Annotated in this window: 24 protein-coding genes; 6 read left to right on the forward strand and 18 right to left on the reverse strand. The window is 48.0% G+C overall.

Going from position 1 to position 25,354, the window contains the following annotated elements:
- Positions 1–2: 2 nt before the first annotated feature.
- A complete protein-coding gene (locus tag BFP76_RS14395) occupies positions 3–575 on the forward strand; it encodes a hypothetical protein (RefSeq protein WP_099594653.1) in 573 nt (190 codons plus the stop codon).
- Here the strand turns inward: BFP76_RS14395 and BFP76_RS14400 are convergent.
- The 7 genes from BFP76_RS14400 to BFP76_RS14430 all read right to left on the reverse strand — a co-directional run bounded on the left by BFP76_RS14400 (position 569) and on the right by BFP76_RS14430 (position 8,919).
- Positions 569–1,165 (reverse strand): TIGR04282 family arsenosugar biosynthesis glycosyltransferase, encoded by a 597-nt coding sequence (locus BFP76_RS14400; protein ID WP_099594654.1) that lies wholly within the window; start codon positions 1,163–1,165, stop codon positions 569–571. The genes BFP76_RS14395 and BFP76_RS14400 overlap by 7 nt on opposite strands.
- Positions 1,162–2,295 (reverse strand): succinyl-diaminopimelate desuccinylase, encoded by a 1,134-nt coding sequence (gene dapE / locus BFP76_RS14405; RefSeq protein ID WP_099594655.1) that lies wholly within the window; start codon positions 2,293–2,295, stop codon positions 1,162–1,164. The genes BFP76_RS14400 and dapE overlap by 4 nt, the downstream gene beginning before the upstream one ends.
- 61 nt (positions 2,296–2,356) lie before the next feature.
- Complete coding sequence (locus BFP76_RS14410) at positions 2,357–3,010, reverse strand: RluA family pseudouridine synthase (protein ID WP_240514078.1); 654 nt, start codon at positions 3,008–3,010, stop codon at positions 2,357–2,359.
- A 7-nt stretch (positions 3,011–3,017) separates the two neighbouring features.
- Positions 3,018–5,462, reverse strand: a complete 2,445-nt coding sequence (locus BFP76_RS14415) for a GcvT family protein (RefSeq protein ID WP_099594657.1) — start codon at positions 5,460–5,462, stop codon at positions 3,018–3,020.
- Entirely contained in the window at positions 5,459–7,900 is a 2,442-nt protein-coding gene (locus tag BFP76_RS14420; RefSeq protein WP_099594658.1) for a GcvT family protein, read from the reverse strand. The genes BFP76_RS14415 and BFP76_RS14420 overlap by 4 nt, the downstream gene beginning before the upstream one ends.
- A gap of 39 nt (positions 7,901–7,939) precedes the next feature.
- Complete coding sequence (locus BFP76_RS14425; protein WP_099594659.1) at positions 7,940–8,338, reverse strand: GFA family protein; 399 nt, start codon at positions 8,336–8,338, stop codon at positions 7,940–7,942.
- An 8-nt stretch (positions 8,339–8,346) separates the two neighbouring features.
- Positions 8,347–8,919, reverse strand: a complete 573-nt coding sequence (locus BFP76_RS14430) for a helix-turn-helix domain-containing protein (protein WP_099594660.1) — start codon at positions 8,917–8,919, stop codon at positions 8,347–8,349.
- A 169-nt stretch (positions 8,920–9,088) separates the two neighbouring features.
- Between BFP76_RS14430 and BFP76_RS14435 the strand changes: the two genes are divergently transcribed.
- The gene (locus BFP76_RS14435; RefSeq protein ID WP_099594661.1) at positions 9,089–9,784 is read left to right on the forward strand and encodes a Crp/Fnr family transcriptional regulator; all 696 of its coding nucleotides are present in this window, start codon (positions 9,089–9,091) and stop codon (positions 9,782–9,784) included.
- Here BFP76_RS14435 and yaaA read toward each other — a convergent pair.
- The 4 genes from yaaA to BFP76_RS14455 form a co-directional block, all read right to left on the reverse strand.
- Positions 9,781–10,542 carry a peroxide stress protein YaaA gene (gene yaaA, locus BFP76_RS14440; RefSeq protein ID WP_099594662.1) on the reverse strand — a complete coding sequence of 254 codons (762 nt, stop codon included), beginning with the start codon at positions 10,540–10,542 and terminating at the stop codon, positions 9,781–9,783. The two genes, BFP76_RS14435 and yaaA, sit on opposite strands and share 4 nt — an antisense overlap.
- 63 nt (positions 10,543–10,605) lie before the next feature.
- Complete coding sequence (gene recQ, locus BFP76_RS14445; protein ID WP_205661476.1) at positions 10,606–12,663, reverse strand: DNA helicase RecQ; 2,058 nt, start codon at positions 12,661–12,663, stop codon at positions 10,606–10,608.
- A gap of 48 nt (positions 12,664–12,711) precedes the next feature.
- Positions 12,712–13,278: a 16S rRNA (guanine(966)-N(2))-methyltransferase RsmD gene (rsmD, locus tag BFP76_RS14450; RefSeq protein ID WP_099594663.1), complete on the reverse strand. Its 567-nt coding sequence runs from the start codon at positions 13,276–13,278 to the stop codon at positions 12,712–12,714.
- Positions 13,278–14,477 carry an NAD(P)/FAD-dependent oxidoreductase gene (locus BFP76_RS14455; RefSeq protein WP_099594664.1) on the reverse strand — a complete coding sequence of 400 codons (1,200 nt, stop codon included), beginning with the start codon at positions 14,475–14,477 and terminating at the stop codon, positions 13,278–13,280. The genes rsmD and BFP76_RS14455 overlap by 1 nt, the downstream gene beginning before the upstream one ends.
- A gap of 87 nt (positions 14,478–14,564) precedes the next feature.
- Between BFP76_RS14455 and BFP76_RS14460 the strand changes: the two genes are divergently transcribed.
- A complete protein-coding gene (locus BFP76_RS14460) occupies positions 14,565–15,053 on the forward strand; it encodes a peroxiredoxin (protein ID WP_099594665.1) in 489 nt (162 codons plus the stop codon).
- A 41-nt stretch (positions 15,054–15,094) separates the two neighbouring features.
- On the opposite strand, the gene BFP76_RS14465 is transcribed toward BFP76_RS14460, so the two are convergent.
- The 6 genes from BFP76_RS14465 to BFP76_RS14490 form a co-directional block, all read right to left on the reverse strand.
- Positions 15,095–15,391: a 4a-hydroxytetrahydrobiopterin dehydratase gene (locus BFP76_RS14465; RefSeq protein ID WP_099594666.1), complete on the reverse strand. Its 297-nt coding sequence runs from the start codon at positions 15,389–15,391 to the stop codon at positions 15,095–15,097.
- Positions 15,372–16,568, reverse strand: coding sequence for a GNAT family N-acetyltransferase (locus tag BFP76_RS14470; RefSeq protein ID WP_099594667.1), 1,197 nt, complete (start codon positions 16,566–16,568; stop codon positions 15,372–15,374). The genes BFP76_RS14465 and BFP76_RS14470 overlap by 20 nt, the downstream gene beginning before the upstream one ends.
- A gap of 3 nt (positions 16,569–16,571) precedes the next feature.
- A complete protein-coding gene (locus BFP76_RS14475; protein ID WP_099594668.1) occupies positions 16,572–17,333 on the reverse strand; it encodes a glycerophosphodiester phosphodiesterase family protein in 762 nt (253 codons plus the stop codon).
- A complete protein-coding gene (locus tag BFP76_RS14480) occupies positions 17,330–17,794 on the reverse strand; it encodes a RidA family protein (RefSeq protein WP_099594669.1) in 465 nt (154 codons plus the stop codon). Before BFP76_RS14480 ends, BFP76_RS14475 begins: the two co-directional genes overlap by 4 nt.
- 80 nt (positions 17,795–17,874) lie before the next feature.
- Complete coding sequence (locus BFP76_RS14485) at positions 17,875–19,188, reverse strand: HlyD family type I secretion periplasmic adaptor subunit (RefSeq protein ID WP_099594670.1); 1,314 nt, start codon at positions 19,186–19,188, stop codon at positions 17,875–17,877.
- On the reverse strand, positions 19,181–21,010 hold the full coding sequence (locus tag BFP76_RS14490; protein WP_099594671.1) for a type I secretion system permease/ATPase: 1,830 nt from the start codon (positions 21,008–21,010) through the stop codon (positions 19,181–19,183). Before BFP76_RS14490 ends, BFP76_RS14485 begins: the two co-directional genes overlap by 8 nt.
- Positions 21,011–21,204: 194 nt before the next feature.
- Here BFP76_RS14490 and BFP76_RS14495 point away from each other — a divergent pair, with 194 nt between their 5' ends.
- Both BFP76_RS14495 and BFP76_RS14500 read left to right on the forward strand, forming a co-directional pair.
- A complete protein-coding gene (locus BFP76_RS14495; RefSeq protein WP_099594672.1) occupies positions 21,205–21,960 on the forward strand; it encodes an MlaA family lipoprotein in 756 nt (251 codons plus the stop codon).
- Positions 21,947–22,555, forward strand: a complete 609-nt coding sequence (locus tag BFP76_RS14500) for an MlaC/ttg2D family ABC transporter substrate-binding protein (protein WP_165775735.1) — start codon at positions 21,947–21,949, stop codon at positions 22,553–22,555. Before BFP76_RS14495 ends, BFP76_RS14500 begins: the two co-directional genes overlap by 14 nt.
- Positions 22,556–22,558: 3 nt before the next feature.
- Here the strand turns inward: BFP76_RS14500 and BFP76_RS14505 are convergent, their stop codons facing one another.
- Positions 22,559–24,742, reverse strand: coding sequence for a transglycosylase domain-containing protein (locus BFP76_RS14505; RefSeq protein ID WP_099594674.1), 2,184 nt, complete (start codon positions 24,740–24,742; stop codon positions 22,559–22,561).
- 254 nt (positions 24,743–24,996) lie between these two features.
- On the opposite strand from BFP76_RS14505, the gene BFP76_RS14510 reads away from it, so the two are divergent.
- The gene (locus BFP76_RS14510) at positions 24,997–25,335 is read left to right on the forward strand and encodes a P-II family nitrogen regulator (RefSeq protein WP_099594675.1); all 339 of its coding nucleotides are present in this window, start codon (positions 24,997–24,999) and stop codon (positions 25,333–25,335) included.
- The last annotated feature ends 19 nt before the right edge of the window (positions 25,336–25,354 follow it).

Consider the following 25,354-nt stretch of genomic DNA (forward strand, 5'->3'; position numbering starts at 1 on the left):
TAATGTTTAAAGAATGGGGATTTTTACTCTCGGAATGGTGGATTTTACTGGCATTGGCAGCATTGCTAGGATTGTTCGTAGGCTGGTTGATTTGGGGGCGTTCACGACGCCAAATTGATACGCTACAAGCGCAATTAAACGGGTGCCGCGCAGATCTTGATGAATGTCAGGCCGATCTAGACGATTGTCGCAACGCCAAAATTGCACCAATTGCTGCACCAGCAACATCCGTTGATATGTCAGAAGATTACGACGGTGATGGCGTTGTCGAAGGTGCAAACGAAGGTACCCGACCAGAAGCACTAGATGGCCCACGCGGTGGTGTTGCCGATGATCTGAAACAGATCAAAGGTGTTGGCAAAAAAATGGAAGAGCTGTGTAACAAACTTGGCTTTTATCATTTCTATCAAATCGCAAATTGGACCCCAAACGAAGTTGCATGGGTGGATGCCAATTTAGAGGGTTTCAAAGGCCGGGTATCCCGTGACAAATGGGTCGCCCAAGCCAAAATTCTGGCCGCAGGTGGCAGCACGGAATTTTCCAAAAAGGTTGAAGGCGGCGATGTAAATTATTGATCGCGCTTGATCCGTTGCAAATCGGATAGGTGATCGACATCTTGCAAAACATCAATGAAAGCGACGCTTGCACCCGCAAGCGTCGCTTTTGTATCTGCTAGGGTATGTTCGCTTGACCAACGCACATTATCAAATAAACCTCGCGGAATTGCATTTGCACCACGTTTCAACCCGATCAACCAATACCCGCCATCAGGCGCTGGGCCAAACACGGCGTCATGATCACCAAGTGTACGAAATGCGCGATCAATCAGTTCTGGTGTAATATTGGGAATATCTGCCCCAATAATCACAACCGGACCATTTGGTGCATGACGAAAAACGCGCCCCATACGATCACCTAAATTTCCACTTCCTTGTGGCCATTTGGGTAAATGGTTTGGCCAAATACGACTTTGTAATCCTGCATGATCTGGTGCAACTGCAAGCACTGTGCGCCAACGACGATCGGCGGACAGACGTCTGATCAAATCAGATGCTTGGTGACGAAACCACCATGCAGCGCGCGTCATGCCCATATCCGCGCCAAGGCGTGTTTTCACGCGCCCTGCTTGGGGTTCTTTTAACATGATAAAAAGATGTTTGTTCACGCAAAATAGTCCTGCAATATGCGTTTATAAATCGCCTTGAGCTGGTGAATTTGGGTGACTTCTACACGCTCATCGACCTGATGCATGGTTTTACCAACCAATCCAAATTCGACCACAGGACAATGGTTTTTCACAAACCGTGCATCGGATGTGCCACCCGTGGTCGATGCCTCTGGCACCACACCTGTTTCAACCTTTACCGCATTTGCAATTAACGCAGATAATTCACCTGGTGGGGTGACGAAACTTTCACCAGATACGGACACATTCATATCAATTTCAACGCCATAATTTTTGGCCACATCATCGGCAACACCGCGCATCCATGTGGAAATATCTGACGAATGATGTGCATCGTTAAATCGAATATTTGCGGTAGCTTTGCATTGTGCTGGGATCACATTATTCGCGGGATTGCCCGTATCAATTGTTGTCACGGCCAATGTCGATGCATCAAAATGATCTGTACCATTATCAAGACTATGGCTCGCCAAACGACAAACCAAATCCGCCATCGCCGGTAATGGGTTTTTCGCGCGATGCGGATAGGCTGAATGCCCCTGAACGCCGCGAACAGTGAAATAGGCGGTCATCGAACCGCGCCGCCCAATTTTCATCATTTCACCCATTGTATCGGGACAGGTCGGTTCACCAACCAAACAATGATCCATCTTTTCGCCATTGGCATCCATCCATTCCAGCAAGGCAATAGTGCCGTCTTTGGCATCGCCTTCTTCGTCGCCAGTAATTGCCAAAACGATGGAACCATCGGGGGGTGTATCAGAAACGTAATCAATCGCTGCTGCCGCAAATGCCGCCACGCCAGATTTCATATCCGTTGATCCACGCCCATATAAAAACCCATCTTTGATCTGTGCACCAAACGGATCAACTGACCATGCATTCACATCTCCAACTGGCACCACATCCGTGTGACCATTGAACCCAAACGTTTTCCCCGCACCCCAACGCGCGAACAGGTTTGAAACATCACCCCGATCAACACGCGTACAGGTAAAACCAGCCGCGCTTAGCATTTCCTCAAGCAATACAAGTGCCCCGCCTTCGGTCGGGGTCACAGATGCGCATCGTACAAGTTTTGCGGTTAAGTCTACGGGATCAATTGCCATCGGATTTTCCTTTTGTTGAACCTGTGATTATCGGTTTCAACTCCGTTGGGCAAGCGGGCGCTTAAAACGGTGATTTGGCGATAAATTCACACCATGCACCACCCGTTGGGTGGCGCAGCCTGAGCATTGATGCATGAAGCGCAAGGCGGTCCATGCGGGAAATCACATCTGAATCGCCGTAAAAACGATCACCCAATATGGGATGACCAATGGCCAACATGTGAACACGTAACTGATGGCTACGCCCCGTTTTTGGATATAATTCAACATATGTTGAATTGTGTGAACGCGAACGCACACGCCATTCTGTTTGCGCAGGTTTCCCTGTTTCCAAATCCACTTTCTGTAGCGGTCGATTTGGCCAATCCACAATTAACGGCAGATCAACCAAGCCCGTATCATCACGAACGATCCCAGCGACAATCGCATGATATGTTTTTTGCATCTGGCGTTTTTCAAACTGTAACCCCAGATGGCGTTGCGCGGATTTGTTGCGTGCAAAAACCATCACGCCAGATGTATCCATATCCAAGCGGTGCACCAATAGCGTGTCAGGATAGATATTGCGCATTCGCGTTTCCAAACAATCCGCATGCTCTGCGGCCTTTCCGGGGACCGATAACAAACCAGATGGTTTATCCACCACCAACAAGTCGGCATCCGCATGCAAAATGGTGAGCGGCGCCGAAGGTGGCTGATAATGTAACTTTTCCAAAGCCCGTTTACACCTTAACCCGTTCTGATTTGGGATCATACATCGGGCGCAAACTTGCGGTTGCTGCCACACGCGTTCCAGCAACATCAATTTCATATGATGATCCAAGAACATCCGCCGCCGTTTCACCCGCGCAAGGGACATAGCCCAACCCAACAGCCCCACCCAAGGTGTGGCCATAGCTACCCGAAGATAAATACCCAACAATTTCGCCGTCACGCAAAATCGGTTCGTTGTGGTACAGCATTGGTTCACTTTCATTCAACATGAATTGCACCATACGGCTGTTCAATCCCGTATCCTTTTTATGAAGCACCGCATCGCGGCCAATGAAATTGGGTTTGTCGGTTTTTACGGCAAAGCCCAAGCCAGCTTCCATTACGTGATCTTCGCATGTGATGTCATGCCCAAAATGGCGAAATCCCTTTTCGATGCGACAACTGTCCATCATATGCATACCACAAAGTTTCAGATCAAATTCTTGCCCTGCGTCTTGCAATGTTTCAAAAACATGTGCTGCTTGGTCGGCACTCACATACACTTCCCAGCCAAGTTCCCCAACATAGGTCACGCGATGCACTCGCGCCAAACCCATACCAATTTCAATTTCTTGAGCGGTGCCAAATGGATTGGTCGCATTGGTGAAGTCATTTGGGCTCACTGCCTGTAACAATTTGCGGCTATTGGGACCCATGACGGCAAGCACTGCTTCGCCTGCTGTGACATCGGTAATGACGACATTGTATTCACCCACATGGCGTTGTAGCCAAGTTTGATCCGCCAATCGCGTGGCCGCAGGTGTCACCACCAAATACGCAGTTTCGCTCAGGCGCGTTACGGTGACATCCGCCTCGATCCCGCCGCTGGAATTTAAAAATTGAGTGTAGACAATTTTACCAACTGGAACGGACATGTCGCCGCCACAGACATAGTTCAAAAACGTTTCGGAATCACGACCCTCTACGCGGATTTTCCCAAAAGATGACATGTCATACATGCCAATGTTTTCGCGCACTGCGCGATGTTCAGTGGCCGAATTTTCGAACCAGTTCTGGCGTTTCCACGAATATTCATATTCTGGTTTTTGCTCGGCGTTCGCAAACCAATTCGCGCGTTCCCATCCTGCCAATTCACCCATCACCGCACCATTTCTCAACAAGTGTTGATGAAATGGCGTGCGGCGAATGCCACGTGCGGTTGCCTTTTGACGATATGGAAAGTGATCGGCATATAGCAGGCCAAGCGTTTCTTTCGATCGTTCATACAGATATGTTTTATTGCCTTGAAACGGTTGCATACGGCTTATGTCCACATCGCCCAGATCAAACGGTTTTTCACCCGCATCCATCCACTGTGCCAACGCCATGCCCGCACCACCAGCAGATTGAATGCCGATGGAATTGAACCCCGCCGCAACCCAAAAATTTTCGCATTCAGGCGCCAATCCCAAATGATAAGCGTCATCAGGGGTAAAGCTTTCTGGCCCATTGAAAAACGTGTGAATGCCAGCGTCCGCCAGCATCGGCAATCGTTCACATGCCTTTTCCAAGATCGGTTCAAAATGATCGAAATCTTCGGGCAATTGATCGAATTCAAAATCCGACGGAATACCATCCATCCCCCACGGTTTCGCGTTCGGCTCAAACGCACCGAGCAGGAACTTTCCCGCGTCCTCTTTGTAATACGCACATTCATCAGGAACACGCAGCACTGGCATTTGCGTTAAACCCTTGATTGCCTCGGTCACGATGTAAAAATGTTCACACGCTTGCAGGGGCACATTCACACCCGCCATGCGGCCCACTTCGTGACCCCACATGCCAGCACAGTTCACCACATGATCAGCAGCGATATGCCCGCGTTCGCCGTTCGCTTCCCATTCAACACCCGTGATGCGTTTGCCCGATTTGGTTATGTTTTCGACACGCACATGTTCACGCACAATCGCGCCATTCTGGCGTGCACCTTTGGCCAATGCCAATGCGATATTTGCTGGATCACCTTGCCCATCCAATGGCAACCAAACACCCGCCTTAACACCTTCAATGTTTAGATGTTCATATTTTTCTTTAACCTCGTTGGGAGAAATTTCTTCGACTTCGACCCCAAAGGCACGCGCCATTGCGGCTTGGCGGTAAATTTCCTCTTTACGCTCATCCGTCAGTGCAACAGTGATTGACCCACAACGTTTGAAACCTGTTGCGACACCTGTTTCGGATTCCAATGCGCCGTAGAGTTCTTGGCTATATTTGGCAAGTTTGGTCATATTGGCAGTTGCGCGAAGCTGTGCAATCAACCCCGCCGCATGCCATGTGGTGCCAGAAGTTAATTGTTTGCGCTCTAGCAAGACAATATCTTTCCAACCCAGTTTGGCCAAATGATAGGCGACAGAACATCCGATCACCCCACCACCGATAATGACGACCCGCGCTTTATCTGGAAGGTTTGTCATGCGCGTAGTCTTTCATTTTCGGGATCCCACAACGGTTGATCAGCCTGTACAATTGCATCGTAACGCTTGCCGTAAATTTCGACCTCTAGCTTGGTATCTGGAACAGCCAAATCGACGCGCACCATGCCAAGAGCAACCGATGCATCAATACGATACCCCCACGCCCCAGACGTGGTTTCGCCAACAACCTGTCCGTCATGCCAGATCGTAGACATATAGGGCGCGTCGCAATCATCCGCATCAACCAGCAATGTTACAAACGCCTTTTTACGCCCTTGTTGCATTTCATTTTGAAGCGCTGTTTTGCCTGTGAAATCCTGTGGTTTGTCCAATCGAACGAACCGGTCAAGCCCACCTTCGAGCAATGTGTAATCAGATGAAAGATCACCCTTCCATGTGCGATACCCTTTTTCGACACGCAAACTATCCAACGCATACATGCCAAACGGTTTTGCACCCGCTTTGATTATCGCTTCATAAATCACTGGCATATCATCATTCACGGCATGGATTTCCCACCCCAATTCACCTGCAAATGATACACGGATCAGATGGCATTTCTTGCCTGCACATGTCGCGGATTGATGAGTAAGCCATCCCGTAGATAAATCGGCATCTGTGAGAGGTTTTAAAATCTCTCTTGATTTTGGACCTGTCACAATTAGTGTATCGCGTGTGGTTGTGATATCCTTGATCGTCACCCCATCGGGTGCTGCATTGACCAACAAATCACGATCATGCCATTGCGCAGTTGCCGCAGTGATCAACGAAAATTCATCCTCGCCGGTACGAATACACGACATTTCGGTCACAATGCGTCCGCGTGCATCTGCCACATAAATCAAATTCATACGGCCAATTTTTGGCAACGCACCCGTACAATATCCACGCAAAAATTCAGCAGCGCCATCACCATAAATCGCAAACCGAGAAAAGCCGGGCAAATCGAGCACACCGCAATGATCGCGCACGGCTTCACATTCTTCGCGCACGCGTTGTTCCCATGGCCCCGATCGCCCCCAAGTATGCGTGGCATCCAGCGATGTATCATCGCCATCCTTTGCAAACCAGTTGGCGCGTTCCCAGCCGTTATAGGCACCCATGACCCCGCCAAGCTCTTTGACGCGATCATGAACGGGTGACAGTTTTTTATCGCGTCCTGCGGGCCATTCATGGCGTGGGAAATGCATGGCATATTCGTGGCCATATGTTTCCATACCCTTTTGGATGCAATAATCCGCATCGGTATAGTCGGTATAACGGCGCGGATCGACCGCCCACATATCCCATTCTGTGTATCCTTCGGTAATCCATTCCGCCAGAACCTTGCCCGCGCCACCCGCTTGGGCAATACCAAAGGTAAATACGCAAGCCTCAAACGCATTTGGCACACCTGGCATCGGGCCAAGCAATGGCAACCCATCAGGTGCATATGGAATTGGGCCGTTGATAACTTTGTTGATACCCGTTTGACCCAACAGCGGCACACGCGCCATCGCGTCTTCGATATACCATTCAAGGCGTTCCAAATCATCTGGGTAAAGCTGAAAACTGAAATCTTCGGGAAATGGATCGTCTGGTGTGACCCAATGCGCCTTACAATTGCGTTCATACGGGCCAAGGTTCAAACCGTGTTTTTCTTGGCGCAAATAGTATGATGTATCCACATCACGTAACAACGGGAGCTTGCCATTTGCCTTGGTGTATTCTGCAATTTCGGGGATTTCATCCGTCAACAGATATTGATGGCTCATGACCATCATCGGAACGGTACGCCCGCCATATGGTTTAAACCATTCGCCAACCTTTTGTGCATAATAGCCAGCGGCGTTTACAACGTATTCTGCACGAATTTCACCCTTATCAGTTTCAACAATCCATTCACCATTTTCGCGGCGCACACCAATTGCAGGTGTGAAACGGAAAATTTGCGCGCCCATATCGCGGGCCCCTTTCGCCAATGCTTGGGTTAGCTGGCTTGGATCCATATCCCCGTCATACGGATCATACAGCCCACCCGCTAGGTCATGTGTTTCCATAAACGGATAGCGATCTTTGAAATCGCTCACGCCCATCATTTCGATATCCATCCCCTGATACCGCCCCATGCCAGCAGCGCGTTCAAATTCGCGCATACGTTCAGCGCTATGCGCCAATCGTACCGACCCGGTCACATTATAATTCATCGGGTAATCAACCTCTGCGCCCAATCGGCGATAAAGCTCGGTTGAATAGCGCTGCATATTCATGATCGACCAGCTGGTGGAAAATGTCGGAATATTCCCTGCGGCATGCCAAGTTGACCCTGCGGTCAGCTCATTTTTTTCTAACAAAACACAATCGGTCCAGCCCGCCTTGGCCAAATGATAAAGACTGGATGCGCCAACCGCACCCCCACCAATAATCACAACACGTGCCGTCGTTGGAAAATCTGCCATGCGTTTTTGTCCTTTGTTTGGGGATGTCTGTTCCCGTTGTTAGTCGTTTGAATTGCCCACGCCCGCCACCTGTGGCAAGCCATCTGAAATATCGTAATAATCGCCCTTATCGGCACAACAGATATGCTTTTCTGTTTTTAGGTTTGTTTCACCATCCAATGCGCCTGCCCCGATGGATGTCGCGTTTTCACCATCCAATTGCCAAAACAGGCTTGCTCCGCAACCCGTACAAAAACCGCGTCGCGCAAAGTTCGACGAACGAAACCATTTCAACCCAGATTTATTGATAATTTTCAGATTTTCGTTGTCCACCTGTGTGGCTGCCCAATAATGTCCACTGGTTTTTCGACATTGTGTGCAATGACACGCCACAACGGGGCGCAAATTTCCCGTTATTTCAAATGTCACGCTACCGCATTCACAAGAACCTGTTTGCATCGCTTATCCTAATACACTGGCGGTGCGATTACCCAAATCGCAACCGCTGTTTCTGAATGTGGGTTTTCCCATTTGAACCGCTCTGCACGTATGCGAAAACTGTCACCTGCTTCCAAATCAAACTTTTCGTCACCCAACCACAATGTCAGACGGCCAGAAATGAGATATCCAACCTCTTGTGTGTCACGGGTAACGAATTCTGATAATTTGGCATTTGGTTGGAATACAGAACGAACCATTTCAAAATCATCTGTAAGATCAGGTGATAACAATTCCTCGATCAACCCGGCGTCACCACCCCCGATTTGGCGCCGCGCAGACGCACGTACAATGCGCCCTTTTTCATTTTCTTTCATGTCGGATTGACCAAAGAACAAGGAAATCGACACGCCCAAAATATGAGAGAGCTTTCGTAAATCTGTGATCGACGGTTCGGATAGGTCACGTTCAATCTGGGAAACCCAACCCACCGAACGTTGGGTTTTTTCCGCCATCTGAGCCAAGGTGATTCCACGCGATTTACGCAATGCACGCAAATCAGCACCAAGCGACGTTGGGAATTTTTGCAGAGTGTCGGACATTTTTATCCATCTCGTGAAATTTTAAATGATTTTTTCACCAACAGATAATTTCTGTCAAGAAAATTCATTGCATATGGTTGGCAACCAATATTGCGTTTGTTTTTGCGTATTTTCCTAAAGTGTGATATAGGTCACTTATTCCCTCCTTTCCCTAACGTAACTACATGTTATGCAACGTAATGAACTCACATTCCCCAAAAGCACCTTTCTTGGTCAGATAAGCCAGGAAAGCTGGAATATTTTGTCCAGCGCTTGGTCCACACATTTATACAGTTCTGGACAGTTTCTGATTTCAGCAGACGATAGCAACTCTGATGTGTTTTTCGTGTTACGCGGGGCGGCAAAGGCCACAATCTATACCGACAAAGGACGCGAAATTTCATTTATCAGTGTCGCAACAGGTGATTGTTTTGGTGAATTCTCGGCGATTGATAATTCACCGCGCTCATCCAGTGTTGTCGCATCTGGCGAATGTTTGGCGGCATCTTTACCCGCTGAAAAATATTTGGAATTAATCAAAACCTATCCCGACATGACATTCGCAGCGCTTTCAATATTGGTGAGCCATCTGCGGCATCTGTCAAAACGAGTGGTTGATTTTAACGCCAAGTCCGCCGATCTGCGTCTGCGCGAAGCATTGTTGGAGCTTGCGCTTAAAAATACGCGCAATGCGGAAGAAGATAACGTTCTTATCGACCGCCCACCAACCCAAAGCGAATTGGCTGCATTTATTTTTTCAAGCCGCGAAGGCGTTGCGCGTGAAATGGGTCGGTTACGCAAGGCTGGTATTATCGGGCGCGAAAAACGTAGCTTGCGCATTCCGTCAATCGAACAGTTGCGCAAAACCATCGCAAATTCGCATTAGGGTGTTTTACGTGTAAACACCCAATCGGTTTCACCAGATAGTTTTGCGTTGAATTTATATCCATCGGTATCAAATGATTTAAGCCCATCCAATGTTTCGATGCGGTTTTGAACTATATAGCGTGCCATAGAACCGCGTGCTTTTTTGGCGAACAGTCCAATCATTTTTAACCCACCGTCACGTTCTTCTTTGAACGCTGGGGTAATGACCGTGGAATTCATATTTTTACCAGCGGCCTTGAAATATTCGTTCGAGGCCAGATTGATAACCGCGCCGCCATTTGCCGCGCTATCAAGTGCGTTTCCGATACGATCATTCCAATATGCGTATAGTGTTCCGCCAGCTTTGGTTTGCAATTTGCGTCCCATTTCAAGACGATAGGGTTGAATACGATCCAAGGGGCGCAGTACACCGTAAAGACCAGATAAAATGCGCAAGTGATCCTGAGCATAGGCAAGATCATCATCCGATAAACTGTCCGATTGCAAACCCGTATATGTATCCCCTGCAAATGCAAACGCTGCCTGTTTGGTTTCCAAATCAGATGGCGTATCTTTAAACGCTTGAAAACGTTCGCGGTTCAATTTTGCCAAATCCTCGGAAATTTTCATCATTGCACGTAAATCTGAAACAGACAGTTTTTTCGCAACTTTGACCAATGCATTCGCTTCCGATTGGAATTGCGGTTGGCTGTCGGAAATGGATTTTTCCAACGGATCGAAATTCATCTTTTTCGCAGGAGAGATCACAGCAAGCATTTGAACACCTTCGTCATTTTAGAATTATTCTAAACATACCGATTTTTATCCCAAGGCCAAGCCTTAATCACCATTCAAAATTTCCAAAAACACATTGCCAAAGCGTTCTGTTTTTTGCGCACCCATGCCTTGGATTCGATCAAGGCTGGCCAAATCGCGTGGCTTGATCTGGGCGATTTTGGATAATGTCGAACTGTTACACGACAAAGGTTTCCCCGTTCCATCTGGCCCACGTTGCAATTCAATTTGCGCCGCTTGCAATCGATCAAAAATTTCACCCGTATCGCGCCCTGCCAATTTGCGCCGTGCGGGATGCGATCGTGGTGTTTCACCGTTGATCACAGTTAAAAATGCCGCACCATAGCGTTCTAATTTCACCGCACCGACACCGGGAAGTTTTGCAAATTCATCCAGATTACGCGGTTTTGCCGTGGCCATACCAATCAACGTACTATCTGGAAAAACTACATATGCTGGCGCTTGTAGCGATTCTGCCAATGCGCGGCGCTTGGCCTTTAACGCGGATAATAATGGTTCGTCTTCTTCTCGAATTAAAGATTTCACACGTACAGAACGGCGCGTTTCCTTTACGATTGTATCGCGGCGCAATTCAATCTTTTGTTCATCGCGTAATATTGGACGTGCGGCATCTGTCATGCGCAATGCACCGTAACGTTCCATGTCAGGGCGCACCAAATCATACCCCATCATTTGTCGAAAAATTGCCTGCCATTCGCCCTTTGAATATTCCGTCCCTACTCCGAATGTTGGCAATTCATCGTGACCCTTGGCACGAATTTTATCCGTGCGTTCCCCACGCAGAATGTCAATCAAATGCCCCGCTCCGAAATATTCGCCCGTGCGTAATATCGCGGATAACGCCATGCGCACCGATGTTGTTCCATCAAACAATTCGGGTGGGCTGTCGCACAGATCGCAATTGCCACACCCTTCGGTTTCATCGCCAAAATATCGGAGCAAAACACGCCGCCTGCAACGTCGTGCTTCTGCAAGTCCTAGCAAAGCATTCAACCGCCCATGATCCGCCTGCTTGCGCTCATTGGGGGCAAGACCTTCGTCGATCTGACCGCGACGCAAACGAATATCATCCGCTCCATAAAGCGTGAGCGTTTCCGCAGGCGCACCATCCCGCCCAGCGCGGCCAATCTCTTGGTAATAGCTTTCCATTGATTTTGGCAAATCAGCGTGGACCACATAACGAATATCGGGCTTATCAATCCCCATCCCAAACGCAACAGTCGCACAAACGATCAGCCCATCCTCGCGTTGAAACCGTGATTCTGCGATGCGTCGTTCTTCGGCATCCATGCCTGCATGATAATGCAATGCAACGTGACCTTCGGCACGCAAGGCTTGTGCCAATGTTTCGGTTTTTGCCCGTGTCCCACAATACACAATACCAGATTGATTTTTTCGTATCGCCACAAATTTCAATACTTGTTGACGCGGCGCATTTTTCGCCGCAAAGGCCAGATGAATATTCGGGCGATCAAATCCGCGCAGAAATATTTTGGGATCTGATTTGGCAAACAACCGCGCGATAATTTCCGCGCGCGTTTCTTCATCCGCTGTGGCGGTAAAGGCCGCAAGCGGCACATTCAATTCATCGCGCAATGCGCCAATACGCAAATAATCAGGACGAAAATCATGCCCCCATTGACTCACACAATGGGCCTCGTCTACGGCAATGCGCGAAACGCCAACCTTGCGCAGCATCATCGCGGTTCCGGGATTGGCCAATCGTTCCGGCGCAATATACAGTAACTTTAATATGCCTTGTTCCAGCGCATCGAAAACCTCTTCGGTTTCTTCGTCTGTATTTCCACTTGTCAATGCTCCTGCATTCACGCCGATCTGTTTTAATGCCGCGACCTGATCGCGCATCAATGCGATTAACGGGGAAATAACGACCGTAACACCATCAGACATCAAAGCGGGCAATTGGAAACATAATGATTTCCCACCGCCCGTTGGCATAATCGCCAACACATCGTCGCCGCCCGTTACAGCATCAACGATTTCCTTTTGCCCATCGCGAAACGCATCATGACCAAATACATTTTTTAACAAAGATGCCTGCACGTTCCGACCTTTATTCATCGTATTTTGGACAGAATCGCATATCACAACACAACGAACAAGCGCGGATTAAACGCCAACATATTCCAAAATATGAACCCATGTATCGCCGTATTTTCGCGCATCAAGCATTTCAAACCCATCAGGTGCAACCTGTTCTGCGTTTTCTTCCCAAACGATCAATCCAGCATCCTTGATCCATCCCCCGCCTGCGGCGGACACCAATGCCTTTTGCCCTAAACCCTTGCCATATGGTGGGTCGAAAAATACCAAATCAAAGGGCTCAAATGTGCTCGTACCAAGCTTTGTTGCATCACGCCGATATAATTTTGTTGGACCAATGGCGCGTAAAATATCAATGTTTTGTCGGATCAAGCTTCGCGATTTTATTCCGTCATCCACAAATAAAACAAATTTCGCCCCTCGTGATAACGCCTCCAGTCCCAGTGCACCTGTTCCTGCAAATAAATCCAACACACGCGCTTCGGATATGGGATCGCCATATCCTCCGTTTATCAGCAAATTAAATATGCTTTCGCGCACTCGATCCGTGGTCGGGCGTAAATGCGCGCCTGTGTCACCTTTGCCAACGGACGCCAACGCGGTTCCTTTGTGTTTACCAGCGATAATCCGCATTACATGAATGCACGCAAATCAGTGGCAGGATCGGCAACTGCTGTTTTATCAATTGTTTTGCCTGCTTCGATGATACGCTTACCGATCATATATCCACGTGGATCATTCATTGCATCGACTGCCAGCATTGCATCGCCCTTGAAATACCAAAATGAAACGGCGCCCTCGCCACGGCGTGCAATTACATCATCATACCCGCTATTCAGCCCAGCAATTTGCAGCTTCACATCATATTGATCTGACCAAAACCAAGGCTTTGCATTATATTCCTTTTCTCCACCCATAATATTTTGGGCAACAGTTTCCGCCTGATCAATCGCATTGGGCACGCTTTCCAATCGAATACGTTGGCCGTTATATGGAAAAGACGCACAATCACCCGCGGCCCAAATCCCATCCACATTGGTGCGGCCAAATTTATCCGTCGCAATCCCATTATCCATTGCAACGCCCGCCATCTCCGCGACAAGTGCACATGGCATTATTCCAATACCAGCGACAACAAAATCAACGTTCAGAATACGCCCATCAGAAAGTTTTGCTTGCCTCACACGACCATCGCCGATCAGAGTTTCCAGACCAACACCTTCAATGATTTCCACACCGTTTTCCTGATGCAACCTGCGAAAAAAATCAGATGTCTCTTTACAGGCGACGCGTTGCAATATGCGATCCGCCATCTCTACAACGCTCACACGAAGCCCCTTTGACGCGGCAACCGCCGCTGCTTCCAACCCGATGTAACCACCACCAATCACCAAGACATGGCGATCACTTTCAAATTCTGACGCCATCGCATCAACATCTGCCAAATCGCGAACAGCGTAGACACCGCCCAGATCACCCCCAACACTCGCAGGAAGATACCGCGGTGACGAACCTGTGGCAAAAACCAGTTGATCGTAACCAATTTTTTCACCACCAATCGCAATCGTTTTTCCAATACTATCTACGGAATCAACCGCTTTGCCCAATTTAAGCGTAATGTTGTTGTCGTCATAAAATGCCTTTGGACGCAAAAACAAACGTTCCAAATCCATTTCACCCAGCAAATATTTTTTGGATAATGGAGGGCGCTGATATGGTAAAATAGGTTCAGCGCCGATCAAGGTAACCTCTCCTTCAAAACCATCATTTCGCAACTTGGCAACAACAGAAGACCCCGCTTGCCCAGCGCCAATCACGACTACGTGTGCCATCACTTCCCCTTATCCAAACTTCTGGTACAGTCAACGTAATCAACCTATACATCACATGAACAAATTGAAAATAGAAAGGAATACAAAATGACGATTTCCGTTGACGATATTCTCCCTGATGCAAGCTTTACAAAATTTGGGGAAAATGGCCCCGAACCGGTTAACCTTTCATCTTTGAGCACCGGTAAAAAACTAGTTATTTTTGCAGTTCCTGGCGCCTATACCCCAACATGTTCATCAGCACATATGCCAAGCTTTGTTCGCACCGTGGACGATTTTCGCGCCAAAGGTATTGATGACATCATCTGCGTTTCTGTGAACGACCCATTCGTTATGCATGCATGGGGCAAAGACACAGGTGCTCTTGATGCAGGTATCCACGTACTCGCAGACGCCGAAAGCAAATTCACCACTGCGATTGGCATGGATTTTTCTGCCCCCCCCGCAGGTTTACTTGCACGCTCAAAGCGCTATGCCATGGTGGTCGAAAACGGCAAAGTAACGACGCTACAAGTCGAAGAATCTCCTGGTGAATGCACAATCAGTGCCGGTGAATCTTTGCTCGAAACGCTCTAACAATCCAAATGTTTAAAATATCCTCGCCGAAGGCATAAAACCTATTGCGCTAAAGCATCCATTTTACGCGCGAGAGTGACATCCAAATCTGTCAGACCACCCGCATCATGGGTGGTCAACACAACATTTACGGTTGCATAAACATTGGACCACTCTGGATGATGGTTCATCTTTTCTGCGATAATCGCCACACTGCTCATCCAGCCAAACGCGCGCACAAAGCTCTTGAATTTAAATTGCTTCTGTATCGCATCACGCCCGTCAACCGGACTCCACCCAGATTTTATCAACCCATCAAGCGCTTCTTTGCGCGTGATATCATTCAATTTCTCCGCCATTTTTATCTCCAACATTTTTGCGAAACGGGCCATAGGCCGTTAGAATTTCAATATCTTCACCAACTGCATTTCGCTCCGCTTCCAGATATTTTTCAACCGCTTCACCAAACCCTGCATCGCGAAACCAATGGAGCGAATAAACAGGTGTGGGTAAATATCCCCGCGCAAGTTTATGTTCACCTTGCGCACCGGCTTCAACCCGCTTCAACCCATGCTTGATCGCATAATCAATCGCTTGATAGTAACACACCTCAAAATGCAAATATCTGTGATCTTCCACACAGCCCCAGTACCGCCCATATAAGGTATCGCGTCCGATGAAATTTAACGCACCCGCAATCCAACGCCCATCACGTTCACACATAACCAGTAAAATATCATCTCTGAGGCTTTCCTGTGCGGATTCAAAAAACGCGCGGGTTAAATATGGCGTTCCCCACTTGCGTGCCCCCGTATCTTGATAAAATTGCCAAAAGGCATCCCAATGTTCAGGCAAAATCTGATCACCCGTGAACTGATGAATCGTGCCACCAAATTCTTGGGCGCCTGTTCGTTCTTTGCGGATATTTTTACGCTTGCGCGAAGAAAGCTTGTTCAAAAACTGATCAAAGTTGGCGTAACCGTCGTTATACCAATGGAACTGTTGGCCAATACGTTGTTTCAGCCCAATTTGCCCCCCGGCAATATATTCAGATTCATCACAGAATGTGACGTGCAAAGATGATAAATTATTCTGCGCTACCAACTCGATTGCGCCCTGAACCAATGCCGACATGCCGATTTGCGCAAATCCGTCGCGGGTTAAAAAACGACGCCCTGTCGCAGGTGTGAACGGTACCCCGACCTGAAGCTTGGGGTAATATTCACCGCCCGCATTTTCATACGCATGCGCCCAATTGTGATCAAAAATATATTCGCCCTGACTGTGCCCTTTGGCATAGCTTGGCATCACCCCAATCAGCCGTTCATTTTGACGCGCAACAACGTGGCGTGGAACCCAGCCTGTTCCTGTGCCCACTGATCCGCTATCTTCCAGTGCTTTTAAAAATCGATGCGTGGTGAATGGATCTTTCGGCCGATCCGCATTTTGCGCATTCGCGCAAGTATCCCATTCATCTGGTGCGATTTCATCTATTCCTGTGATGACTGACACTTCGATATTTGGGGTGTTGTTCATCGTTTAAAATTTGGCAAGATATTTTTCAAACGTCACATTTTGTGCAATTTTGCGGGCGTCTTGCTCTTGTTCTTTGGATCTGACCGTCCAACAAAAAACTGCGCCGCCTTTGGCTTTGATCTTTGCGACGGCATCCGATTGTAAATCATTCACATTATGTGAAATGAACGATGCACCAACACGTTCATAATCGGGAATTTTAGCAAGCGTTTCACGCCGATCATCCGCAATCATTGGCCAATCTTTTTGCGTATAAGGATCAGTAACCAAACCACGTGGATATTCTGGCAAAACCAGCGCAAATGTTTCGATCATATGTGGATTGAATGACATAAACGCCAAGGGGCCAGTATATCCATCAACGCAGGCTTTCACCGCATTCACCATATCATCAGTTTCTTCGTCCAATGTCAGGTTCTGCGCCTTTAATTCAACCAACAATGGGACGCGCCCATCAATGACGTTTAAAAAATCATCGAATTTTGGGATTGCGCGTTCACCGTGCAGCAACTGAATTTGCGAAAGCTCTGCCGCAGACATATTCTGAACAAAGCCTTTTTGCCCAGTCAGACGTTCCAAATCGTAATCATGAAACACCATCGCGATACCGTCGCTGGACAGTTGCAAATCAATTTCAATGGCATACCCCGCATCAATCGCGGCTTGTGCACCCTCAAACGAATTTTCAGGGCGCCCATCGGCAATATCGTGCAAGGTACGGTGGCTTATAGGTTTTGTAAAAAACCCGCGATCAAGCTTTGTCATGAAATCTGAAAAATCCCGTCAATTTCCACTGCAACACCCAGTGGAAGGCTAGAGCTTCCAACCGCTGCACGTGCATGGGCGCCGATATCACCAAAAACCTCGCCGATGAAATCTGATGCACCGTTTACGACTGCTGGGTGTTCTTTGAAATCGGGTGTAGAATTTACAAATCCGCCCAATTTCACCACACGTTTCAAACGGTCCAAATCGCCGTCACAGGCAGATTTCAACTGTGCGATTAAATTTATTGCGCATGTTTTTGCTGCGGCTTGCCCTTGTTCGACAGTAAAATCATCGCCCAATTTTCCGCAAATACGGCCCGTTTCATCTTGGGCAACTTGACCAGAGATAAACACCAAATCGCCAACAATTACATATGGCACGTAATTCGCCGCAGGTGCTGGCGCAGCGGGCAATACCACACCCAATTCGGCCAACCGAGTTTCGTATTTTCCAGACATATCACACTCCTATATTTCGCCCGTGAATTGAAAGCCACGCTAATCTTATTCACACCAAGAGCAAGCCATAATTACCGTGATCAGCTTTCGCGAAATGCCCGGTTGAAATAATCCGCGAGCGGTTTGATCAGGTAACTTGCAGGTGTGCGCTCGTCTGTTTTGATAAAGGCTTCGACGGGCATGCCAGGCAATAATTCGACATCACCCAATTTTTCCAATTCACCTTCTTTTGGTAAAATATCAGCGGAATAATAGGACACGCCGGTTATTTCATCCTGAAACACGTCGGCAGAAACGCGTGCGACCGTGCCATAAATTTCGGGCGTTGTGCGCAAATCAAATGTTGAAAACCGCAACGCCGCCTCTTGTCCGATGTGAACCTGATCCACATGGATGGCTTCGACTTTGCTTTGGATCACAAATGGTTGGTCTTGGGGAATGATATACATGATGGGATCGGCGGCGCGCACCACTGATCGCAAGGCAAAAACCTGCATACCATAAACCACACCTGCAACAGGGGCGCGTACATCCAATCGGGCCAATGTTTCACGTGCGCTGAACAATTGATCAATAAATTCCAATTCGCGCACTTCCATTTCGCGCAGCTCTGAAATCGCCTGCTCTCGCTGTGAAGTGCCAAGTCGCAAAATCTGAATATCCGTTTCAATGACCTGTGCCGCACCACCCGCAATTGCCGATTGCAACTCACCGACTGTGCCCTGTAATCGCGCCAATTCACGTTGTAATGACAAAACACGTGTTGCCTGCGCCAAGCCTTTGGCCAACAGATCCTGTTGATCCTTTAATTCCAATTCAACAAATTCAATTTGTTTTTCGGTCGATGCTAATTGCGCCTCTGTTCCGCCAATTTGGATTTTGATTTGGCCTTTGCGTTCTTCAAGCTGCTGTTCTTCTTTTTGAATTGACTCGCGTTGTGCAAAAAACAATCTGCGTTGTCCCTCGACGATATCATTGACCTCTGGTTTTAATTTTGCCTGTTCTAACAAAGCTGTTGGAAATGATATTGTTTCTTCTTCGTCTTGCATTGCAATCAAACGGGCCTTTCTTGCCGAAACTTCGGCAAGCTGGCTTTCGATCAGTGCAATTTGCGAATTTAGGAACCGATCATCGAAACGGATTAAAACTTCACCCGCATCAACGCGATCTCCGTCTTTGACATTGATTTCACCAACAACACCGCCTTCTGGGTGTTGCACGATTTGGCGAAAACTTTCGACTTGAATCAGACCGCTGGCGACAATGGCACCTGCAATTTTGGTGACATTCCCCCAAACACCCAATCCAACAATCAAAATAAGAACCGCAAGAAATCCAGCAAAAACTGGTTTTTTTGCTGACCAATTTGGCGCGTTATCAACAGGATTACTCATCTTTTGGCTCCTTGTTTAACGCATCGCTCAAAATCATCGGTTTGATTTTTTTATATTCCCTTGGGCGCTGTGGTGGTTGCGCTGCTTTGGGTTTAGGGCGGGTTAATCCTTTGGCAATTTGATCGGCGTTTTGAACATTCGCCTTAAGCACTTCGTCACGCGGACCAAATGCTTTGGGAACGCCTCCTTCTAAAATCAAAAGCGTATCACATTCGGCGATGGCCGCTGGACGATGCGCCATGATAATGACCGACTTGCCGTTCTTTTTCATTTCGCGAATGGCATTGTTCAATGCATCGGAACCAACGCTATCCAAATTCGAATTGGGTTCATCCAGCACAAGCATCACCGGATCACCATAAAGCGCACGTGCAAGCCCAAGACGTTGTCGCTGACCCCCAGAAAGCTTGCCGCCAAACGCGCTTAACATTGTGTTATATCCATCGGGCTGTTGCAGGATCATTTCATGAGCGCCCGCTTTTTGTGCCGCCTCGATCACCTTGGCATCATCTGGTGCAACCGACATGCGCGCGATATTTTCCGCGATGGTTGCGTTAAACAACGTCACATTTTGGGGTAAATATCCGATATATTGCCCAAGTGTATCAGGTTCATATTGATCAAGTGCGGCGCTATCCAATCGAATTTTACCTGAACTGGGTGGCCAAATTCCTGTGATAACGCGGGCAAGGCTGGATTTACCTGCCGCACTTGGCCCAATCACACCCATCGCTTGCCCTGGTAGGACCCGAAACGACACCATGCGCAAACTAGGTTCACGCTCACCTGGCGGAAAGACCGTTAAATTTTTCGCCTCTAACATCGCCTTTGGCACGGGTAAAATTGTGCGTGCAGTTTGCACCGGTACGGTCTGTAAAAGACGCGACAGATTATGCCAGCCATCCTTTGCTTGTAACACCAACGGCCATTGACCGATTGCCAATTCGATTGGTGCCAATGCGCGTCCCATTAAAATGGAACCCGCAATCATTGCACCGGGTGTCATTTCGCCCTGCAAAACCAAATAAGCGCCCAAACCCAACATCGCCGATTGCAAAAGCAGGCGAAACGATTTGGAGAATGATGTGAAAAAACCCGTAAGATCGGATGACGAAATTGACGACTGTAATGCCGCATCGCGTGATTTTTTCCACCGCGATAAAACTGCGTCACGCATTCCTAAACCTTCGACAGATTCGGCATCTTCGCGAACGGCTTCGGCAAAGTGATCGGCGATGGATGCTTGTTGTTGTGATTCTATCACACCTTTTTTTGTCACCAATTGATTGATCACGGTCACGGCGATCAATAATGCACCGCCTGACATCGCCAAAATTCCAAGCCACGGATGGAACAGGAAAATCGCCGCTGCAAAAATCGGTGTCCACGGAATGTCACAAATTGCAAACAATGCTGGTGATGACAAAAAGCGTTGCACATAGCTAAGATCACGAAGCCCTGTTTTGGGCACACCTTGTTGATCTGGGATCTTCGCAGATTTCAGAACCGCATCAAACACGCGTTCATCAAGGCGTGATTGAAACCGTGCAGCAACACGCCCCAGCACCCGTCCACGTGCCCAGTCAAGTACGCCCATCAAAACATACAAAACAACAACCAACACCATCAACGCGGTAAGCGTTTCTTCTGATCTGCTGCCAAGCACGCGATCGTAGACTTGCAACATAAACAATGGCCCTGTGAGCATCAGCAAATTCACGAACACGCTAAACAGGCCCACAATCAGGAATAAAATGCGGCTTTCACGGCGCACCGAACGCAATTCGTTCAATCCTGTCGGATAAATATTTTTTTCAACCATTGTGAATTACCCCATCGTGTTCATGCACGTGTTTCGCATAATTTATCACTATACCCTATTATAAAAGTGTGAATCGACACTGTTTGTATGATTGGCCTTGATATAAGGTGTTTCTTGCTCAGTTCACAATTCGCGGCGCATCAATGGACTTTCGCGTTTTGGGCAACTATGTAGGCTAAAAATCGAGTGGACGAATGTTGAAAATTAAAAATTTGAGTAATTCCTTTTCTGCCAAGTTGCCTATTGCGGCGATGGTTATCGCGGTATCTGCCTGTTCTGACAATCCAACGGGCAGCACAATTGTTGATCCCTATGAGGACGACAACCGCAAAGCGCACGCATTTAACAAAGCCGTGGATAAGGCTCTGTTTAGACCTGCGGGTGAATCCTATGGCAATTTAATGACGGAACAGGATGACAAGATCATCAATAATGTCGTTGAAAACCTGTCCACACCCAAAAAGGCGGTTAACAACCTGTTACAAGCCAATATGGAAGGCTTTGTCGAAAACACATTGCGCTTTACCATCAACAGCACTCTTGGCCTGTTTGGCTATTTTGATGTTGCCGCAAATGATTTCGGTTTGGAACCAAAGGAAACCGATTTTGGGCAAACATTGCACAAATGGGGATTTGGCGAAGGCCGCTATCAAGAATTACCCCTTCTGGGTCCAAGCACTGGGCGGGATACCGTTGGGTTTGTGGTTGATATTTTCCTTGATCCCGTTGGCGCGGTAACGTCACCATCCGTAAGTCTTGGCATTAGCACGGTGAAAGGTGTCGAATTTGTCGGTGATCGGTATACATACGCCGATCTGATCGACGGTGTTCTGTATGAATCAGAAGATAGCTATGCCGCATCACGAATCTACTACTTGCAAAATCGTCGTTTCTTTTTAAATGGCGGTATATCAGAGGCCGATTTGGAGGACCCTTATGCAACAGAATAATCACCTAAACCGCCGCGGTTTTATTATTGCTGGCTCCGCAACCATCCTTGGTGCGGCAACCCCCAGTTTTGCAATTTCTAGCGGCTCTGCTGAAGGCTTGGTTAATTCGCTGGTTGCAGAGGTTTTGAAAACCGTTAACGCATCCATGTCAGACAATGCACGATTTGCAAAATTTGAACAGATTTTTGCGCGTTATGCAGATGTGCCATTGATTGCACGTAAATCCTTGGGGCCAGCCTATCAGGCCGCAAACAAATCCCAACAAGCAGCATATGTTGATGCGTTTAAGGGATACATGGCACGATCATACGGTGGGCGTTATTTCAAACAATTCATCGGTGCCGAAATCAAGGTAACCAAATCCAAGAAAATTTCTGGTGGTTATTTGGTGGACAGTTCTGTCAAAACCAAAGGCGGCACACCGTTTTTGACGCAATGGCATGTGATTGATGCCCGCGGTACAGATAAAATGTACAACATTTTTGTCGAAGGCGTTTCAATCCTGACCGACACGCGCACCCAAATCGGTTCGATGTTGGACGCACGAGGCGGCAATATTGATAAGTTGATCGCACACCTGAAAACGGCGCGCTAAACGCTAGTTTTTCTTTTTCAACGAATTTAGAATTTGATTGAGGATGTTCTCTGCATCATCCTCAATTTTTTTCATCCGTTTATCCAGTTTCTTTTCAAACTTCTCAAATGGCTTTTCCGCTGTTTGACGTTTCTTTTCACGCGGGGCGGGTTTGGCGATTTCCGGCTCTGGTACGCTTGGCGGTTCAACTGGGCGGATCATGTTCAGCGGCGTTGCTGGCATCCCTTGATGCACACGCAACATGGTTTCTTTCCATATTTCTGCGGGCAGACCACCGCCCGTCACACCGCTTAACTTTGAATTATCGTCATAGCCCATCCAGACACCCGCAACATAATCCCCTGTGAATCCGATAAACCATGCATCGCGTGCGGAATTTGTTGTGCCCGTTTTGCCTGCAACTTCGCGGTCTTGCAATTTGGCGCGTCGCCCAGTGCCGGTTTCAACCACTTGGTTCATCATATAGGTCAATTGTTCCGCGGCGCGATCATTGATCACACGCAACCCGCTTCCGCCTGATTTACCCAACAACGGTTCGGGATCGCCCTGAATGGTTAGCGCCGTTAAGCCATACGGAATCGCCAATCGGCCACTGTTTAAAATACCGGCATATGCGCCTGTCATTTCCAACAATGTGGATTCAGATGCACCCAGCGCCAACGCAGGGCCAGGGGCCAAATCACGATTGATTCCAAAATCATGCGCAACAGCTTCGACACGTTTACGTCCGATATCTTCGGACACGCGCACCGCTGTCGTATTTATTGATTTCGCCAAGGCAGTGGTAAGCGTCGTTTCACCCAAATATGTCCCTTTCAGGTAATTATCTGGCGTCCATGGCCCAGAGCCCGGGATATTAATGGTAATCGGTTCATCCAAAACAACGCTGTCATATTGATAGCCTGACTCAAGTGCCGCCGCATAAACGAATGTTTTAAACGCCGATCCCGTTTGGCGCAGCGCCTGAGTTGCACGGTTAAATGATCCTTCTGCCCCTGTGTGGCGCCCACCAACCATTGCGCGAACTGCGCCGTCTTTGGATAACACCACAATGGCGGCTTGGGCTTTTGAGCCTTGTTTCACCTTTTCCTCAAAAACGTATTTCAATGCCTCTTCGGCGGATTTTTGAATGCGTTTATCAAAGGTGGTTTTGATCACCACATCTTGCTTGGCGTCTTTGATGATAAATTCTGGTGCGGCTTCCATCACCCAATCTGCGAAATATCCGCCCGCGCGTTCGCGTGCCACTTCTGATAATTGAGCGGGGTTTACGCGTGCGTCGGTTGCTTGAGATTTTGTTAAATATCCCTGCGCTTCCATCAGGCCAATAATCAAATTTGCGCGTTCTTGAGAGCGTTCCAAATTGCGTGTTGGTGCATATCGTGTTGGCGCTTTTAACAACCCCGCCAGCATCGCTGCTTCTGCGGGGTTTACTTCGCGTGCGGATTTTCCAAAATACCGCTGGCTTGCCGCTTCGAACCCATTTGTTCCCGAACCAAGATATGCGCGGTTTAGATAGATCGCCAGAATTTCATCTTTGGTATATTTCAGTTCCATCGCAATCGACATCGGAACCTCTTTCAATTTGCGCTTTTTACTTGGCAAATCTAAAAAGTAGACGTCTTTTGCAACCTGTTGCGTGATTGTCGAACCACCATGCCCATCAAATGCAGAGCGCCCTTCGCGCAGATTTGTACGAATGGCACCCGCGATCCCGCGCGGGCTGATCCCCAAATGACGATAGAAACGTTTATCCTCTGTTGCGATAACAGCGTTTCGCAAATGCGGGGAAATTGTATCGGGTTCAACCAACCCACCAAATTGATCGCCACGCCAAGCAAATGTATTTCCCTGATGATCCAGCATGGTCACGGAACCGCGTTGGCGTTCATCCATTAAACTATTGGCATCGGGTAAATTGCGATAATCAATTGCAACGAACCCACCCAGAACCAATCCAAAAACAATCGCAAATCGGCTCCCCGTCCACCAGATCATGCGACCAAGCGCACGCATACTACGTGTTGCAAAGCCTGCCTTTTTGGCGGGTGTGCGTTTACGTTTGGCACTACTGCGCGAAGATTTCGCAGCCGTAGGTTTGCTTGGTTTCTTTTTGGATGCCTTTGGGTCTGGAAAGTGCCGTTTGGGCGCTACCAGTTTGTGTTTATCCTTGGAACCGTTCGTCATCTGCTCGTCGCCTTTTTCAGGTCTATTGGTGAAAGATAGTCGGTCTGAGTCGGTTTGTGGAGTAGCAACCGAAAGTTATTTTCAGTTGTTGTATGCTTAATTTTTGAACAAATACCAATCATTGATTAAAAAATGGGCATTATCATCAATTGCTGTCCATTTTTTCACGCCTATTCATTGAAGTAACGCTCGTTTCACCGTTTTTCTTGGCGCATTGCGATACGCGGCATACCGCGTTTGGAAATGAGGGAAACATGAAACTAGTAATAGCAACGATCAAACCGTTCAAGCTGGAAGAGGTGCGCGAAGCACTTTCTGCTGCTGGCGTGACGGGAATGATGGTCACTGAAATCAAAGGGTATGGCACACAATCTGGCCACACTGAAATTTATCGCGGCGCAGAATACGCCGTTAATTTTGTTCCAAAAATTCGACTGGATATTGTTGTGACAGACAGCGCGGTTGACGCCGTTGTAAGCACCATCGAAAGCGCCGCAAAAACTGGGAAAATCGGCGACGGGAAAATTTTTGTTCTGAACGTAGAACAAGCAGTTCGGGTTCGCACAGGCGAATCTGGCGAAGACGCTGTTTAAACGGCACACGAAGGGAAAA

Origin of the sequence: Paramylibacter kogurei (assembly GCF_002742285.1) — a bacterium.
Classification (GTDB): Bacteria; Pseudomonadota; Alphaproteobacteria; order Rhodobacterales; family Rhodobacteraceae; genus Amylibacter; species Amylibacter kogurei.